We start from the raw sequence: 16,294 nt of genomic DNA, 5'->3' as shown, positions 1-16,294 counted from the left end.
CCTATAACCGCACCATGCGAACGATCGATCAGGCCCGACCACGGCAACGCCTCGTCCCCGAAACCGCCCGGTTTGCAGCGGGTTGTGCCGGGTCTCCACCGGCGGCCGGCGCGGCGGGCGCCCTCGCCGCCGACCGGACGCACGCCGATGCGTGACGCCGACCCGATCATCCTGACCCTGCAACTCGACGGGGAGACCACCGCCTTCTTCGAGAGTCAGCGCCGCGCCCACTTCCCGGCGGAGTTGAACCGCATCCCCGCCCATCTGACCTTGTTTCACGCCCTCCCCGGCGCAGAGGAACGCGCCGTCGTCGCAGCCGTCGCCGCCGCGGCGCAGCGCCGTCCCTTTCCGGTCGCGGTGGAGGGGTCGATGCCGCTCGGCCGCGGGGTCGCCTACCGCCTCGCCGCACCGCCGCTCATCGCGCTGCGGGCGGAGTTGGCGCGGCGGTTCGCACCCTGGCTCACCCGCCAGGACCGTGAGGCCTTCCGCCCGCACGTCACGGTGCAGAACAAGGTCTCGCCGCAGATGGCGCGCGCGACCGAGGCGCACCTGTCGCGCGACTTCGTCCCCTTCACGGCGGTGGCCGAGGGGGTGCAGCTCTGGTCCTATCGCGGCGGCCCCTGGGCGCCGCTGGGCGCGATCGCCTTCGCGGGGCGCTAGTCGACCGCCACCGTCCGACAGAGAGAACCGGCCAAACCCGTTGCGACCACATTCGCGCTTGCGCGAGGGGGCACACTGGGGAAAGGGTGACATAGCACGCATTGCCGTGCCCCGTGCGACGCCCCATGTCGCGGTGGACCAAAGCCGCCTAGCCAACCAGCGGCGCGAAGAGGGACAGATGACCAAACCCATCGACCTGTACTACTGGCCGACCCCGAACGGCTTCAAAGTCTCGATCTACCTCGAGGAGGTGGGCGCGCCCTACGACACGATCTACGTGAACATCGGCGCCGGCGATCAGTTCAAGCCCGACTTCCTGGCGATTTCGCCCAACAACCGCATGCCCGCCATCGTCGACCACGACGGGCCCGGCGGCAAGGAGATCTCGGTCTTCGAGTCCGGCGCGATCCTCCTCTACCTCGGCCGCAAATTCGGCCGGTTCTACCCGACCGACGAACGCCAGCGCGTCGAGGTCGAGGAGTGGCTGATGTGGCAGATGGGCGGGTTCGGTCCGATGCTCGGCCAGAACCATCACTTCAACACCTACGCGCCGGAAGACCTGCCCTACGCCAAGAAGCGCTACACCGACGAGACGCACCGCCTCTACGGCGTCCTCAACAAGCGCCTCCAGGGGCGCGAGTTCATTGCCGGCGACTACTCCATAGCGGACATGGCCTGCGTCGGCTGGGCCAACGGCTGGGAGCGCCAGAAGATGGACATCGCCGAGTTCCCCAACGTCGAGCGCTGGCTGGCCGCCGTGAAGGCCCGCCCCGCCGTGCAGCGTGGGATGGCGCTCGGCCAGCACGAGCGCGCCAAGATGAACCTCGCGACCGACAAGGATGCGCAGAAGATGCTGTTCGGCCAGCGCGCGCGCTGATCGGAGGCCGCACCGCCCCGCGGAGCGCCCGGCCGGGTGCCGGTGGCGCCGCTGCATCGAGGGGGGTTCCCCCCTCGAGCTCCCTCCGCCTCGCCGGCGGGCAGCCGTTCAGATCATCCAGCCGCGAAGAGCGGCTGACCGAGCTGAACAGCAGCCCCCGAGGCTGTGGAGGATCGAGACCGCGTCAAGGGTGAAGGCTTCGCCCGCTTCGCGCCCTTGACCCGGCCTCGATCCTCCAGGCCGTGCCTGTGGGACGGCGCTTCGGGCCACGCTGCGACGACTACGCCGCCGGGCGCTTGCGTTGCAGGCCCGAGCGCTTGCACGAGGCGACCAGCTCGCCCTTCTGGTTGAAGGCGCGGTGCAGGAAGGTGACGATCCCCGCGTTGGGGCGCGACTTGCTCTCGCGCAGGTCCACAACCTCGGTCTCGACCCGGATCGTGTCGCCGTGGAAGAGCGGCTTGGGGAAGCGCACCTCGTCCCAGCCGAGGTTGGCGATCGCCGTTCCCAGGGTCGTGTCGCCGACCGAGATGCCCACCATCAGCCCCAAGGTGAAGCACGAGTTGACGATGCGCTGGCCGAACTCGGTCTCGGTCCGGCAATATTCCTCGTCGAGGTGCAGAAGCGCGGGGTTGTGCGTCAGCGCGGTGAAGAAGACGTTGTCCGCCTCGGTGATCGTGCGGCGCAGCGGGTGCTGGAACACCTGCCCCACCGTCAGCTCGTCGAAATAAACGCCAGCCATCGAGTTCCTCCTGTTGGCGGACGTCCTACCGCAGCCGTGGCCGGGAGCAAGCGCCCGCGCGCCGTGCACCGAACGTCCTGCGTCGGCACGGCACCGGCGTGGGGGACTATGCCCGCGTCAGACGCGCGACGGCGTATGGCTTCAGCGTCAGCGGCGTCGGCTGGGGGTGTGTCGGCAAGGGCTCGGCGGCCGCGCATGCGTCGGCGAGGCTCTCCTCGTCGAGGATCCATCCGTTCGCGCCGCTCCAGCCGGAAAGCGTCACGTCGACGCTTTTGCCCGTCAGGTTGATGAGCACCACGACGGGACCCGCCTCTCCCTCCACCGCGAGCGCCTTGACCGCTGCCGGCCGATCGCACTCCGCCGCCAGCACCGCGCGGCCGGTGAGCGACGCCGCCAGCGCGACGACGTGCCAGCTCGGCATCACCTCCGCCCGCGCCGCATCGAACCAGGGCCGCGCCGTTTCCCCCGGCGCGCTGACGATCCCGGAGGGACCCGCGACCGCCGCCATGGTGACGGCGTCGACCCCGCCCTTCGCCGCCTCCGCGAGGGTGCCGGCATACCAGGCCGCCCCCAGCAGCGCCCGGTCGCGCGGGTCGATGCGGTTCATCGCCTGGCGGATGTTGTCCGGGTTCTCGGCCGGCACCGCGCCGTAGGGGTTCATCCGCATCGACACCGCGATGGGGAAGATCCAGTACGGCGTCGCCCCCGCGAAGGCGCGCACCGAGTGGAACACCGAGGGGAGCGATTGCAGCGTCTCCATCACGCTCTCGTCGTCGCCGGCGTGGACGATCGGCGCGCCGGAGTGACCCACGAAGTCGAACGTGCCCTTGGGCGGACGCTTGCGGTTCAGCTCGGTGAAGTAGGAGAACATGCCCCCGCCGACCGGGACGCCCGGAAAGGCCCGCCGCGTCTCGGCGACCAGCCGCGACCAGTCCGGCGCCGGCGGGAACTGCGTTCCCGGCAGCGTGCATTTCAGGTCCGAGCCCGGCGACACGGCGACATGCGAGAAGGTGAACCCCATCGCCGCCGCGGCAATGCCGGCGATGTCGCGCGTCAGGACGGCCGGATCGTCGGTCGGGTTGCCGGAGGCGTCCTCGCACGGCACCACCGCCTCCAGCACCAGCGGCGCACCGACCGCCTCGCCCAGCGCCGCATACTCGGCGATGGTCGAGCGGTCGTGCCCGGCGCGCGGATCGAAGTGGCAGACGAGGAACGACGGCTTCGCCGCGGCGACGAGGTCCGCCCGCTCCAGCGCCGAGGTCGTCCACGCCGCCGGCACCGCGAGGCCGAAGCGCGGCACTTCGGTCCCCGTCGCGGCGCCCAGCGTCACCGTCACCGGCCCGCCTGTGCCGCCGGTCGCAGCCGGCACCTTTCCCTCGAGCGTGATCGTCACCGACTGCCGGAACGCTTCGCCCTCCCCCATCGTGTATGGCCACGGTTTGGCGAGCGGGCGGATGTAGGTCTTGAACGAGGCGTCGAGCCAGTTGCGGTGGTCCTCCATCTCGTAGGCGTCACCCTCCATCCGGCAGGTGAGCGACACGCCGGGGAGGATCTCGTGCGTCATCGCGCGGATGTTCTCGAACGGGCATGCCGGGTTCACCTCCACCGGGAAGCGGCTCTCTTCGACGCTGCCGTCGGTGTGCTCGATCCGCACCGGGTGGTCGATCACCCCGTCGAGCGGGTGCAGCACCACGAAGCCGGTCCGGTTGGTGACGAAGTCGGTGTCCGGCGCACCCTCGGCCGTGAAAGTGAGGCTGCCGTCCGCGCGGCCTTCGATCCGGGCCGTGTAGGAGAGGCTCTGCGCACTGTCGCCCACCGTGGCGCGGTAGGAGACCGTGAAGCCATCGGCCCGCTCGTCGACCGCGAGGTCCTCGATGCGGGCGTTGTAGGTACCCCAGTTCCTGTCGCGCGCCAGGAAGGCGACGCCGCGGATCGCTTCGACGCCGCCGATCATGATGTAGCGCAGGTTCCCGGCCTCCAGTCGCGCCTCCAGGACGCCGGCCTTCAGGATGCGCGGCGGGGCGACCGGCTCCTCGGTTCCGAAGCGGGCGATGGCGGGAGACGGTGCGGCGGTGGCGTCGATCATTGCGGGGCTCCTAGCGCGCGGCCATCGGCGTCGAACAGGGTGGTGCGGGCCATGTCGATCGTCAGCGGGAGTTGCGCGCCCGGCCGCTCCACCGTGTGGGCGGGCAGCTCGGCCGTGACTTCCACGTCACCGATGCGGAACTGGGTGTAGGTGCGGGTACCGGTGGGCTGGACGAGGTCGATGAGGGCGTTGATCTGCCCCTTGCCGGGCGCCGGAGCCGCCTCGCCGGCCCGCGACAGGTGCTCGGGACGGATGCCCAGCACCATCGCCCCGGTCGCGCCGTTCGCCTGGGGCGGGCACGGCAGGATCTGTCCGTCGGCGAGCCGGATCGCGTCCCCCTCCAGCGTCACGGGCAGGAAATTCATCTGCGGCGAGCCGAGGAAGCCGGCGACGAAGCGCGTCTTCGGGCGCTCGAACAGCTCCAGCGGCGGCCCCTGCTGCTCGATCCGGCCGTCGCGCAGGAGGACGATCCGGTCGGCCAGCGTCATCGCCTCGATCTGGTCGTGCGTGACGTAGATCGTGGTCTTGCCGATCTCGCCGTGCAGACGCTTGATCTCGGCGCGCATCCCGTCGCGGAGCTGCGCGTCGAGGTTGGAAAGCGGCTCGTCGAAGAGGAAGAGCCGGGCGTCGCGCACCACCGCGCGGCCGATGGCGACGCGCTGCCGCTGCCCGCCGGAGAGCTGGCGCGGCTGGCGGGCCAGAAGCTGGGAGATGCCGAGCATTTCCGCCGCCTCGCCGACGCGCCATTTCACCTCCGCATCCGGCGCCTTGCGGGCGCGCAGGCCGAAGGCGATGTTCTCGAACACCGAGAGGTAGGGGTAGAGCGCGTAGTTCTGGAACACCATCGCGATGTTGCGGTCGCGCGGGCGCAGGTCGTTCACCACCTCGCCGTCGATGGCGATCGTCCCCTTCGAGACCTCCTCGAGGCCCGCGATGGTGCGCAGCAACGTGGACTTGCCGCAGCCGGACGGGCCGACGAAGACGCAGAACTCCCCCTCCGGCACGGTGAGGTCGATGCCCTTCAGGGCCTCCATGGAGCCGTAGAATTTGTGCAGGCCCTGGATGTCGAGACGCGACATAACCTATCCCTTGACGGCGCCGAGCGAGATGCCGCGCACGAGGTAGCGTTGAAGGAAGGCGACCACGATGAAGATCGGCACCGTGCCGAGCATCGACATCGCCGCGATCTTCGCCCAGAAGTTGGACTGGCCGCCGAAATAGTGGGTCACCTGGACGGGGAAGGTCGTCACTTCGTTGCGCGTGAGGATCAGCGCGAAGATGAACTCGTTCCAGGCGAAGACGAAGGTGAACACCGCGGTCGCGAAGAGCCCGCCCCGCACCATCGGCAGCACCACCTTGCGGAACACCTGCCAGCGCGTCAGCCCGTCGACGAGGGCCGCCTCCTCCAGCTCCAGTGGCACGTCCTGCACGTAGCCGCGCATCATCCAGATCACGTACGGCAGGTTGAACGCCGTGTAGAGGAGGATGAGCCCGGTGTAGGTGTCGACGAGGCCGAGCGCCACGAACAAGAGGAACACCGGGAAGACGATGACGATCGGCGGGATCATCCGGTTGGAGATGATCCAGTCGGAGAAGAGGTTGCCGCCGGTGCGGAAGCGCGCGATCGAGTAGGCGCACATGGTGCCGAGGAACATCGCGATGACGGTGGAGACGCCGGCGATGAAGAGCGAGTTGAACACCGTCTCCGCATCGCCGTCCTTGAAGAGCACGCGATAGTTGGCGAACTGGATCTGTTCGGGCCACCACACCGGCGGATAGGCGAAGATCTCGTCCGGCGTCTTGAAGGCGATGATCGCCAGCCAGTAGATCGGGAACAGGAAGAAGGCGAGCACCGCCAGCGCCGCGACGAATCGCAAGGCGAGGCCGAGGCCGCGTTCGGGGTGCAGCCTCATCGGTCGATCTCGATTCTGCGCAGGATGATCGTCACCGTGACGGCCAGGATGATGATGATCATGAAGGCCATGGCGGCGGTGTAGCTCGTCTCGAACTGCTGGAAGCCCTGGACGTAGGCGTAGATCGAGATCGTCTCGGTCATCGTGCCGGGGCCGCCTTTGGTGAGCGCCCAGACGACGTCGAACAGGCGGAAGAGGTCGAGCGCGCGGATCAGCACCGCGATCGCCACCACCGGCCAGATCGCCGGCATCACGATGAGCCGGAAGGTGCGCCACCAGGATGCGCCGTCGAGCTCGGCCGCCTCGATCTGGCTCTGGTCGACGTTGGAGAGCGCCGCCCACAGGAGCAGGAACATGAACGGCGTCCACTGCCACACCTCGGCGATCAGGATCGCCGGGTAGACGAGGTTCGGATCCACCGTCCAGAGCAGCGTCACCTCCTCGCCGGTGATCCAGCCGAGCACCTGGTTGATCGGGCCGTAGCGGTTGTCGAACAGGAGGCGCCAGGTGGCGCCGGCGACGATCGGCGAGACCAGCACCGGCAGCACCAGGAGCGTCACGAAGATCGGCCGGCCGGGCATCCGGTCGACGAAGAGGTAGGCCATCGCCAGGCCCAGCAGGAACTCGACCGGCAGCGCGATCGCCACGAAGATCAGCGTATGGCCGAGCGCCTTCCAGAAGCGGGTGTCGTGCAGCAGCGCTTCGTAATGGATGAAGCCGTTGTAGCTCGTGTCCATGTCGAACATCGTGATGTTCTGGACCGACTTCATCGCGGTGTAGATCACCGGGAACAGGCCGATCAGCAGGATCACCGCGACGGCCGGCAGGATCATCCAGTAGCGGAAGCCGCGCGCACGCCAGCTCACCCGGGCGCGCTTGGCACCGGGTGCGCCGGGTCCGCCGGGGATCGTCAGGGAATCGCGGCTCGCCTCAGTGGACACGGGCGCCCTCCTCCGCCCGGCGCACGCATCGCGCGCCGGGCCGCATCATCGTGGCGGTGAGGCTCATTGGTCGGGGTAAGCCGCCGGGTTGGAGGCCCAGGCCGCGTAGGCCTCGCGCTGCTTGTCGAGGCCGATGCGGTCGGTGAGGCTGTCCCACTGCGACGCCGCATCGTCGAGGATCGCCTTCGGGTCCTCGCCCGACCACAGCCGGCTGACGGACTGGCGCAGCACCTCCTCGTAGCGGTCGGTCTGGATGATCGAGAGATCGAGCAGGCCGTTCACCGCACCGTCCTGCAGGGCGGCGAGGTACTGCGGCGCTTCGGGCCAGCGGCTCTTGTACTCCTCCGAGGCGAAGTGGCTGTCGCGGAACGGGTCGCGCAGGGCATAGGGGAGCTGCACGCGTTGCAGGCTGATCTCGGCCGAGTTGAGCCACTGCAGGAAGAGGTAGGCCGCCTCCTTGTTGCGCGAGTCGGACGAGACCGAGAGCGCGAAGCCGAGCGCCAGCTGCGGGCGGCCGCCGGGGGGCATCGCGTAGCCCACCTTGCCGCCGATCTGCGACTTCGGCACCCACGACAGCGCCTCGGAGTCGGTGCCGTAGCCGGCGGCCCAGCGGCCGTAGGGCGGCCAGGAGACGGTCATCGCCGTGTCGCCGCGAAGGAAGGCGGCGAGGTTCTCCACGAACCCCCACGTCTCGACCCCGGCGGGCATCCACTTGTTCTCCGCCACCCACTCGGTGAACACCTTGACGCCGACGTCGGAGTTGATGGTCGCCTTCATCGTCTCGGGATCGAAGAACTTGCCGCCCTCGTTCCGGAACCGCTCCTGGAAGAAGAGCGAGCCGTAGGTCGGCTCACGCATGAAGGCCGAGCCGTAGACCTCACCACCCGAGTGCTCGGTGATGAACTGGCCCACCTCGTCGAACTCGGCCCAGGTGGTCGGCGGGACGGGCATGTCCTTGCCGAACTTCTCCTTGAAGGCCGCCTGAAGCTCCGGGTCGCCCAGGATGTCGGTGCGGTAGTAGAAGACCAGCACGTCGCCGTCGTCCGGCAGGCCGTAGATCTTGCCGTCGACCATCATCTGGTTGTCGCGGTAGACGGGGGCGATCGTCTGCAGCTCCTCGCGGTAGCCGTACTTGTCGACGTAAGCGTCGAGCGGCTCCAGCGCGCCGGCGCGGACGAGGTCCGGCATCCAGGCCGGGACGACGTTGAGCGCGTCGTAGGCGGCGGTGCCGGCACGGTGCTCCTGCAGGATCTTGGTGAACATCTCCGAGGTCGGCACCTCGACGACGTTGACCTTGATGCCGGTCGCCTCCTCCCACATCGGGCCGGAGAAGTTCAGCGGGTCGAGCGCCTGGAGGCCCGCCTCCCAGACGATGGTGATCTCGGACCCCGCATACTGCTTGGCCGCCTCCACCGCCTTCTGCGCCGCCTGCGCGTTGGCGATGCGCGGCCAGCCGACCGCGGTCATCCCCGCGAGCGCCCCCGAGCCGATGACGAATTGCCGTCGATCCATGTGGTCCTCCCCTGTTCGGCCGTCGTTGCGCGGCCGCTTCTGCCTTCGGCCGTCTGCTGCGGCCGTCAGTTCGTGCCGCGGCCGCAGGGGCCGCGGGATCGCTCAGGCGCGTTCGGCGAAGGCCGCCAGGCGCTCGCGAAACGGCGCGCTCTGGAGCACGTCGCGGTTGACGACGCCCTCCGGCGCCCGGCCGGCCGCGATCGCCTTCATCGCCGCGACGTCGGCCGCGCCGTTGCCGGCGAAGCACTCGTCCGTCCAGCACAGCGCATGCGGGGCGCCGATCACCGTATCGAGCCCGAAGAGCGGCTCGTCGGCCGGCGCCGGCTCGATCTCGTAGACGTCGAGCCCCGCCCCGGCGATCGTGCCGTCGATCAGCGCCGCGTAGAGCGCCTTCTGGTCCACCAGCGGCCCGCGCGCGGTGTTGATGAGGATCGCGCTCGGCTTCATCAGCGCCAGCCGCTCGGCGTTCACGAGGTGGCGTGTCGCCTCCGACAGCGGCACCGAGACGGACAGGACGTCCGACTGGCGAAACACGTCTTCGAGACCGACGAGTTCGATCCCCAGCTCCGCCGCCAGGGCCGGGTCGGCATAGGGGTCGTGGGCGATGAAGCGCATGTCGAACGGCTTGGCGAGGCGGAAGACCTCGGCGCCGATATTGCCGATGCCGAGCTGCCCCAGCGTCTTGCCGACGAGGCCGGTGCCCATGTGGTCGACCCGCCGGGCCCAACCCTCCGGTCCGCCGCGCACGAGGCGGTCCTTGATGACGAGCTTCTGCGTCAGCGCCAGCATGTAGGTGATGACCGCCACCGCCACCGGACGGCGTACCCCCGACGGGGTGATGACGACGGCGATCCCCGCCGCCGTACAGGCCGCGACGTCGACATTGTCGTAGCCGACGCCGAAGCGGGCAACCGCCATCAGCGTCCCCGAGGCCGGGATCGATTCGGCCGTGAAGCGCGGCGCCAGCAGGATGAGGCCGTGGCAACCCTCCAGCCCCGCGGCGGGGATGACACCGTCCACCGGCTCGACCCAGACCATCTCGACGGCGGGATCGTCCTCGAGGGGCGACAGGTCGAACATGGGGAAGGTCAGGCTGCCATCGGGCTTGCGGAAGTCGCCCGAGAGCGCCACCCGTAGCCGCGCCATCAGCGGCGGCCCCCGGCGCGGATCTCGTCCACCGCCGCGCTCAGCGCCTGCGTGAACACCCAGACGTCGCCCGAGTAGCAGATGAGGTCGAACCCCTGGGCATGCATCGCGATGCCCTCCTCCACCGAGCCGACGAGCCGCCCGGTCGCCTTGCCGTTGGCGCGCGCGGCCTCGATCGTGCGCTCGATCGCGGAGGTGAAGAGCGGGTTGTCGAACTCGCCGGGGATGCCGAGCGAGGCCGACAGGTCGAAGTGGCCGACCCAGAGGCAGTCCACCCCGTCGACGGCGGCGATCTCCTCGACGTTCTCCACCCCCGACGCCGTCTCGACGAGGGCGAAGACGGTGGTGCGCGCGTTGGCCGCCATCAGCTTCTCGAGCACCGCGCCGCCGCGATAGCCGTCGTGGGCGATGCCGAGCGCCACGCCGCGGTTGCCCTCCGGCGAATATTTCACCGCGTCGACCACGGCGCGCGCCTCGGCGGCGTCGTTGACCATCGGCACCATCAGCCCCTCGGCGCCCATGTCGAGCACGCGGGCGATGTGGTGGCTGTCCTTGGACGGCGCGCGCACGATCATCGGCAGGCGCGCGGCCTCCATGTATCGCACGGCGTGCTTTACAGTCTCCAGCGAGAAGCCGGAGTGCTCCATGTCGAACAACGTAAAGTCACACCCGGCATTCTTCATGAGATGCCCGATGCCGGGGGTGGCGAATTCGACGATGAAATGCCCCACGGCGAGCCCGCCTCGGGTCATCTCCTTGAGCGAGCGCTCTCTCAACGCTGCCCTCCCTTGATATCCGGCTCTTGATTATTGGTCGGCCGGTGAATTTCGTGAGAGGTTATACCAGTAGACCAACCCCTACAAGGCGTATAGCGACCTGAAATTTCGATCTCTTTGGGTCACGGTGTGACACTCAGGACCGATGCACGTAGAGCGCGGACGAGCGGTCCAGATGCGCGCGCATCGCCTCCACCGCGCCGTCCACGTCGTGCGCCTCGACGAGGTCGACGATGGCGGCGTGCTCGGCGAGGGTGACGTCCTCGTTGCCGGACCAGTGCAGCAGCGAGTGGTGATACTCGAAGAGCCAGCGCAGCATCGCGTCGCTCACGGTGACGATGATCGGGTTGCCCGTCAGCGCCGCGATGCGCACGTGGAAGCGCATGTCGACGGCGACGAAGGCGGGCGCGTCGCCGATGTGGCTCTCCTGCTCGGCGACGAGGGCGCGCAGGTCGGCGACATCCTCCGCCTCGGCACTGCGCGCGGCGATGCCGACGACCCCTGTCTCGAAGAGCCGGCGCGCTTGCTTGAGATATTCGAGGTTGGAGGGCTCGGTCGACAGGAGCAGGCGCGCGACCTCGTTCATCTGCTCGACCGCGAGGTCGGTGGAGAGGACGTTGACGCGGCTGCGCTCGCCGTGCGCGATGGTGATGAGGCCCTTGTTCTGGAGCGACTGCAGCGCCTCGCGGATCGCCGGGCGGCCGACGCCGAAGCGCTCCATCAGGTCGCGCTCGGAGGGCAGCACGTCACCCGGCTTCAGCTCGCCGCCGATCATCGCATGCAACCGCTCGAACACCTGGTCCGAGAGTTTGCGCCGCACGATCCGCTCCGCGCCCGGCTCGTCTCCCAATCGCCGCTCCTTCAACGCTTCGTCCCCACCTGCCCGCTCCTTCACGCCATCGGCGCCGGCCTATGCCATCGCGGCCGGCGCGTCAGTCATACGACCAGTGCTCGCCACGAAGAAATCCGCCGCGCCCATCTGCCCACCCTTGAGCGCCAGCTCCAGCCCGTCGAACGCCGGATCGTCGGCCCAGGTGCGGCAGAGCGGCGCGCCCGGCGCCAGCGGCGCCAGCGCGGACAGGGCATAGACGCCGAGCTCGGCCGTCGCGTAGCCGGAGGTGTCGCCGCCGCTGATGACGGCGCGGGTGAGGCGGTGGCGCGAGACCAGCTCGCGCACGATGCGACCCAGGCCGCGACCGATCCGGCGGGCCGCCTCGCCGCGTGCGGTGCCGGTGCGGTCGAGCGCGGCGTCGAAGCGGGCGACGGCCGGGTCGTCCGGTCCGCGGGCGGTGACGATCAGCGGGATGCGCCCCGCCTCGATCGCCGCCGAGGCCGCGCCGATGGCCGCCTCCAGCGCCGTCACCCAGGCCGCATCGTCGACCGTGGCGGCGACGTCGAGCGGCTGGACGGCGAAGCCGCGCGCCTCGGCGTGGGCGATCTGCGCCGCGGTGGTCGGCGAGACCGACCCGGAGACCGCGATCATCCGATCGACCGCGGCTATCGGCGCCACCGGCTCGGGCGGGGCGAGGAGTCCGGCGTCGCGCCAATGGGCGATGAGCGCATATTCCACCCCCTGGCTCCCCGCCGCGAACACGCCCCGTCCCGCCTCGGCCCACAGCGCCGCTCCGACGGCGGCCAGCGTCTCGCCGTCGACCACGTCCATCGAGACGATGCGGGGGGGATCGCCCTCGCCCACCGCCGCCCGCTCGGCCCCCAGCCGGGCGACGCCCTCCCCGGCCTTCAGCGCCAGGAGGTCGATCAGGGCGGTCGGCCACTCGGTCTGCGCGGCGAGGTGCCGGGCGAGGTCGGCCTCGTGCATCGGCGTCGCGGGGTGGCGCGCCATGACCGGGTGCCGGTCGAGGCGGTGGACGGCCCCGTCGAACGCGGCGAAGAGGTTGCCGAAGGCCTGCCAACGGCCGATCTGCGGCGCCGCCGTCACGAGCGGCACGACGCGGGCGCCGAAGACGGGCGCGCCCAGCTCGATCGCGCGTCCGATGGAGCCGAGGTCCGGCGCCGAATCGAACGTCGAGCACACCTTGTAGTGCGCCACGGGGGCGCCGAGCGCCTTCAGCGCCTCGAATGCCGCCGGGAGGTGGGCGTCCATCCACCCCGGCCCCATCGAGCGTGCGGTGCTGGCGATGCCGATGGCGCGATAGGCGGCGAAGCGCTCCAGGCGGGCGGGGTCCGGCGGCTCGAGGAACATCACCGTCGGCAGTCCCGCGAAGGTCATCACCTCCATCACCGCGGACGAGCCGGTAAAGTCGTCGCCATAGAACGTGAGGACGCGGTGGGGGAGCGTGTCCATCTCAGGCTTTCAGCGTCATCGCGCCGGCGAGCGCGGGCTCGGCCGCCGCGGCCTCGGCGAGCGGCGTGCCGGCCATCGCCGCCTCCCAGGCGCTGCGCAGCGCCGTGACGCCGGCGGCCGGACCGTCGGGATGGGCGAGAATGCCGCCGCCGGAGCAATGGATGAGATCGGCCGAGCCGAGGGCGGCGTAGGTGCCTTGCGCCTGCCACACCGTCTGCCCGGAGGAGAACACCGGCATCACCGTCATCGGCGCACCGTCGATCAGCGGCTCGGCGCACGAGCGCGCCGCCTCGACGACGCTGTCGTCCGCCTCGGCGAACTTGTTGGCGAGACCGTTGACGTGCATGTGGTCCGCCCCCGCGAGGCGCCACAGCGCCGCCCAGGCCGGGTACGACCACCCCAGCGACGGGTGCCGCGACAAGTACCCCCAGCCGTTGCGGTGGGCGTGGATCGGCAGCGCGCAGTGGCGCCGCAGCTCCACCATGCCGACGAGGCCGACCGAGTTGAGGCTCGCCATCACGCAGGTCCCGCCCGACTCCAGCACATGGTCGTGCCGCCGGCGCATCTCGTCGAGATCGCCGGTGAGGTTGAACGCCACCATGACCTTCTTGCCGGTCTTGTCGGCATGGGCGTCGACCACGCGCATCACCGCATCGACCCGCGCCTCGAACGGGCATGTGGGGCCGGCCGATTGCAGCTCGTCGTCCTTCACGAAGTCGATCCCGGCCGCGCACAGGGTGGCGACGAGGTCGGCGGTCTGTTGCGGGTCGAAGCCGATGGAGGGTTTGATGATGGTGCCGATCATCGGCCCGCTCTCCACGCCCGCCAGCCGGCGCGTACCGGCGACGCCGAAGGCCGGCCCCGCATACGCCTCGCCGAAGGCCGGCGGCAGGCGCAATCGCTCCAGGCGCAGACCCGAGACCTGCCGCAGCTCGAAGAGGTTGCCGGCGACGGTGGCGAGGAGGTTCGTCAGCGACGGGCCGATATTGTCGAGCGGCCAGGAGAGCGTCACCCGTGCCCGCGAGGCGCGCCGCTGCGGGTCCACCCCGGCGCTGGGGAGCGCTTGCGGCAGGTCGGTGGCGATCACCTCGCACGCGCTCACGCGGGCGGCGGAGCGGGCCTTCAGTTCCGCGCTCTCGCCCGGCACCTTGACGAACGTCCCGCTCGACTGCTCGCCCGCCATCGTTTCGGCGACCTTTGCCGGATCGGCGGTGGTCTCCAGGATGTAGTCGGCCTCGAAGCGATCGATGAGAGTGGTCACGGGTCAGGGCTCCAATCGCGTCATCGGCCCCTCGGCGGAGCGGTACACCGCCTGGACGAGGGCGAAGGTTTTCAGGTTGTCGGCGCCGTGCGTTTCGGGCAGGCGGCCGGCGGCGAGAGCGGCGGCGGCATCGCGCTGGAAGGCCAGCACGCTCGCCTGGATGAGGTGCGCCGGCCCATCCGCCCAGGCGAGCGGCGGGGGCGGCGCCTCGCGAACCTCCGTCCCGCCGTCGCGGCGGTGGATGGTGAGGCGGTAGTCGGCCGCGAGGCGCAGGGTGCCCTCCGACCCGTCGACCTCCACCAGCGTCTGCGGGAACAGCTCGTCCGGGAGCGCCGTGGCGTACGAGCAGTCGACGATGGAGGTGAGGCCCCCGGCGTGCTGCATGAGGACGGTGGCGACGTCCTCTCCGCGGATCTTCGGGTTCACCCGCCGCACGGTCGCCGCCAGGCTCTCCACCTCGCCGAACAGAAACCGCGCGATGTCGAGGATGTGGATGCCGAGATCCTCGACGATGAAGCGCGCGTCGGTCGCGAGGTAGGGCTGGCGGGCGTAGACGTCGAACGCGGAGCGGAACGAGCAGCGCCCGAAGAAGGGCGTGCCGATGGCCCCCTCGTCCATCGCGGCTTTGACGGCGCGGATCGGCGCCTGCCAGCGGAAGTTCTCGTGGATCGCGAACGGCACCCCCGCCTCGGCCGCCGCGGCCACCATCGCCCGCGCGTCGTCCATCGTCTTGGCGATCGGCTTCTGGCACAGGATGGCGATGCCGCCGTGCGCGGCCACCTCCTCGACCAGCGCGCGGTGGGTGCGCGGACCGGTGGCGATGTCGACGAAATCCAGCGTCTCGGCCGCCAGCAGCGCGGCGACGGTCGGGTAGGTTCGGGCGATGCCGAACTTCGCGGCGGTGGCGGCGAGGCGTTCGGCGTCGGTGTCGCAGAGGGCGACGATCGCGGCATCCGCGACCTCGGCCCAGGCGTGGAGATGGTTTTCGGCGAAGTAGCCGCAGCCGATGAGCGCGCCGGTGAGCATCAACCGAGCGCCGCCTGGCGCTGCAGGGCGGCCCGCTGCTGCAGGCGCTGCTGGAACTGGTCGACGACCACCGCCGCGATGATGACGACGCCCTTGATCACCGTCTGCCAGAAGGACGACACGCCCATCATCACCAGCCCGTCCGACAGGATGCCGATGACGAAGGCGCCGACGATGGTGCCGGCGATCCGCCCCCGCCCTCCCGACATCGAGGTCCCGCCCAGCACCGCCGCGGCGATGGCGTTCAGCTCGAAGGTCTCGCCCGTCGCGGGGTGGGCGGCGACGAGCTGCGAGGAGATGACGATGCCGACGATCGCCGCGCAGAAGCCGGAGAACATATAGACGAAGAGCTTCACCCGATCGACCTTCACGCCCGACAGCGCCGCCGCGCGCTCGTTGCCGCCGACGGCGTAGATGTGCCGCCCCAGGGGCGTGCGCTGGGCGATGTAGGCGGCCACGCAGCCCACCACGATCAGCATCCAGATCGAGAACGGGATGCCGAGGATCGAGCCCGACCCGATCCACGGGTAGGTGTCGGTTCCGTACCGGGCCTGGCCGGAGAGGTTCGGGAAGGTGCCGCCGTCGGACGACAGCAGCCCCAGCCCGCGCGCGACGTAGAGCGTGCCGAGCGTGGCGATGAACGGCGCCACGTTGAGCTTGGTGATCAGCATGCCGTTGACGAAGCCGACGAAGATGCCGACGCACAGCGTGATCAGCACGATCTCGTAGGTGTTGAAGAACACCGTGTAGCCGATGGGGCCGAGGTCGATCCCGTTGAGCACCAGGTAGCCGGCGACCATGCCGCACAGGCCCACGATCGAGCCGACCGACAGGTCGATCCCGCCGGTGATGATGACGAAGGTCATGCCGATGGCGAGGAAGGCGTTCAGCGCCACATGCTCGGACATGATGACGAGGTTCGCCGGCGACAGGAAGTTGGGCGCCGCGAACGAGAAGAAGGCCAGCACCGCGATCAGCGCGATGAAGGTGCGCCCCTTCAGGAGCAGCATCCCGATGTTGACGCCGCGGCCCGGTCCCGCCGCATCCATGGT

Annotated in this window: 15 protein-coding genes; 2 read left to right on the top strand and 13 right to left on the bottom strand. The window is 70.0% G+C overall.

Annotation, left to right across the window (positions count from 1 at the left end):
- Positions 1-147: 147 nt before the first annotated feature.
- Positions 148-660 (top strand): 2'-5' RNA ligase family protein, encoded by a 513-nt coding sequence (locus MRB58_RS21580; protein ID WP_244779137.1) that lies wholly within the window; start codon positions 148-150, stop codon positions 658-660.
- Between the two features lie 178 nt (positions 661-838).
- Entirely contained in the window at positions 839-1,537 is a 699-nt protein-coding gene (locus MRB58_RS21575; protein WP_244779136.1) for a glutathione S-transferase N-terminal domain-containing protein, read from the top strand.
- A gap of 280 nt (positions 1,538-1,817) precedes the next feature.
- Here the strand turns inward: MRB58_RS21575 and MRB58_RS21570 are convergent, their stop codons facing one another.
- From MRB58_RS21570 to MRB58_RS21510, 13 genes are all read right to left on the bottom strand, one after another.
- Entirely contained in the window at positions 1,818-2,276 is a 459-nt protein-coding gene (locus MRB58_RS21570; RefSeq protein ID WP_244779135.1) for a MaoC family dehydratase, read from the bottom strand.
- Between the two features lie 106 nt (positions 2,277-2,382).
- Positions 2,383-4,362 (bottom strand): hypothetical protein, encoded by a 1,980-nt coding sequence (locus MRB58_RS21565; protein ID WP_244779134.1) that lies wholly within the window; start codon positions 4,360-4,362, stop codon positions 2,383-2,385.
- The gene (locus MRB58_RS21560; RefSeq protein WP_244779133.1) at positions 4,359-5,441 is read right to left on the bottom strand and encodes an ABC transporter ATP-binding protein; all 1,083 of its coding nucleotides are present in this window, start codon (positions 5,439-5,441) and stop codon (positions 4,359-4,361) included. The genes MRB58_RS21565 and MRB58_RS21560 overlap by 4 nt, the downstream gene beginning before the upstream one ends.
- Before the next feature lie 3 nt (positions 5,442-5,444).
- Entirely contained in the window at positions 5,445-6,275 is an 831-nt protein-coding gene (locus tag MRB58_RS21555) for a carbohydrate ABC transporter permease (RefSeq protein ID WP_244779132.1), read from the bottom strand.
- Entirely contained in the window at positions 6,272-7,216 is a 945-nt protein-coding gene (locus MRB58_RS21550) for a carbohydrate ABC transporter permease (protein ID WP_244779131.1), read from the bottom strand. Before MRB58_RS21550 ends, MRB58_RS21555 begins: the two co-directional genes overlap by 4 nt.
- Before the next feature lie 63 nt (positions 7,217-7,279).
- A complete protein-coding gene (locus tag MRB58_RS21545) occupies positions 7,280-8,728 on the bottom strand; it encodes an extracellular solute-binding protein (protein ID WP_244779130.1) in 1,449 nt (482 codons plus the stop codon).
- A gap of 102 nt (positions 8,729-8,830) precedes the next feature.
- Positions 8,831-9,874: an NAD(P)-dependent oxidoreductase gene (locus MRB58_RS21540; RefSeq protein ID WP_244779129.1), complete on the bottom strand. Its 1,044-nt coding sequence runs from the start codon at positions 9,872-9,874 to the stop codon at positions 8,831-8,833.
- Positions 9,874-10,650: an HpcH/HpaI aldolase/citrate lyase family protein gene (locus tag MRB58_RS21535; RefSeq protein WP_244779128.1), complete on the bottom strand. Its 777-nt coding sequence runs from the start codon at positions 10,648-10,650 to the stop codon at positions 9,874-9,876. The genes MRB58_RS21540 and MRB58_RS21535 overlap by 1 nt, the downstream gene beginning before the upstream one ends.
- A 136-nt stretch (positions 10,651-10,786) precedes the next feature.
- On the bottom strand, positions 10,787-11,500 hold the full coding sequence (gene nanR / locus MRB58_RS21530) for a transcriptional regulator NanR (protein ID WP_244779127.1): 714 nt from the start codon (positions 11,498-11,500) through the stop codon (positions 10,787-10,789).
- Positions 11,501-11,560: 60 nt separating this feature from the next.
- A complete protein-coding gene (locus tag MRB58_RS21525; RefSeq protein ID WP_244779126.1) occupies positions 11,561-12,955 on the bottom strand; it encodes a four-carbon acid sugar kinase family protein in 1,395 nt (464 codons plus the stop codon).
- A gap of 1 nt (position 12,956) precedes the next feature.
- On the bottom strand, positions 12,957-14,216 hold the full coding sequence (locus MRB58_RS21520; RefSeq protein ID WP_244779125.1) for a ribulose-bisphosphate carboxylase large subunit family protein: 1,260 nt from the start codon (positions 14,214-14,216) through the stop codon (positions 12,957-12,959).
- 3 nt (positions 14,217-14,219) lie between these two features.
- On the bottom strand, positions 14,220-15,242 hold the full coding sequence (locus tag MRB58_RS21515; protein ID WP_244782075.1) for a Gfo/Idh/MocA family protein: 1,023 nt from the start codon (positions 15,240-15,242) through the stop codon (positions 14,220-14,222).
- Positions 15,242-16,291 (bottom strand): ABC transporter permease, encoded by a 1,050-nt coding sequence (locus MRB58_RS21510; protein WP_244782074.1) that lies wholly within the window; start codon positions 16,289-16,291, stop codon positions 15,242-15,244. The genes MRB58_RS21515 and MRB58_RS21510 overlap by 1 nt, the downstream gene beginning before the upstream one ends.
- Positions 16,292-16,294 lie beyond the last annotated feature (3 nt).

It is taken from the genome of Acuticoccus sp. I52.16.1 (assembly GCF_022865125.1).
Lineage (GTDB): Bacteria > Pseudomonadota > Alphaproteobacteria > Rhizobiales > Amorphaceae > Acuticoccus.
Note: the sequence above shows the minus strand (reverse complement) of the source record. Positions and strands in the feature narration are given on the sequence as shown.

Excerpts from the sequence above, each read along its gene's own strand:
- MRB58_RS21570 (WP_244779135.1), bottom strand. The coding sequence starts at position 2,276 with ATGGCTGGCGTTTATTTCGACGAGCTGACGGTGGGGCAGGTGTTCCAG.
- MRB58_RS21580 (WP_244779137.1), top strand. The coding sequence starts at position 148 with ATGCGTGACGCCGACCCGATCATCCTGACCCTGCAACTCGACGGGGAG.
- MRB58_RS21510 (WP_244782074.1), bottom strand. The coding sequence starts at position 16,291 with ATGGATGCGGCGGGACCGGGCCGCGGCGTCAACATCGGGATGCTGCTC.
- MRB58_RS21540 (WP_244779129.1), bottom strand. The coding sequence starts at position 9,874 with ATGGCGCGGCTACGGGTGGCGCTCTCGGGCGACTTCCGCAAGCCCGAT.
- MRB58_RS21525 (WP_244779126.1), bottom strand. The coding sequence starts at position 12,955 with ATGGACACGCTCCCCCACCGCGTCCTCACGTTCTATGGCGACGACTTT.
- MRB58_RS21545 (WP_244779130.1), bottom strand. The coding sequence starts at position 8,728 with ATGGATCGACGGCAATTCGTCATCGGCTCGGGGGCGCTCGCGGGGATG.
- MRB58_RS21515 (WP_244782075.1), bottom strand. The coding sequence starts at position 15,242 with ATGCTCACCGGCGCGCTCATCGGCTGCGGCTACTTCGCCGAAAACCAT.
- MRB58_RS21560 (WP_244779133.1), bottom strand. The coding sequence starts at position 5,441 with ATGTCGCGTCTCGACATCCAGGGCCTGCACAAATTCTACGGCTCCATG.
- MRB58_RS21565 (WP_244779134.1), bottom strand. The coding sequence starts at position 4,362 with ATGATCGACGCCACCGCCGCACCGTCTCCCGCCATCGCCCGCTTCGGA.
- MRB58_RS21555 (WP_244779132.1), bottom strand. The coding sequence starts at position 6,275 with ATGAGGCTGCACCCCGAACGCGGCCTCGGCCTCGCCTTGCGATTCGTC.
- MRB58_RS21575 (WP_244779136.1), top strand. The coding sequence starts at position 839 with ATGACCAAACCCATCGACCTGTACTACTGGCCGACCCCGAACGGCTTC.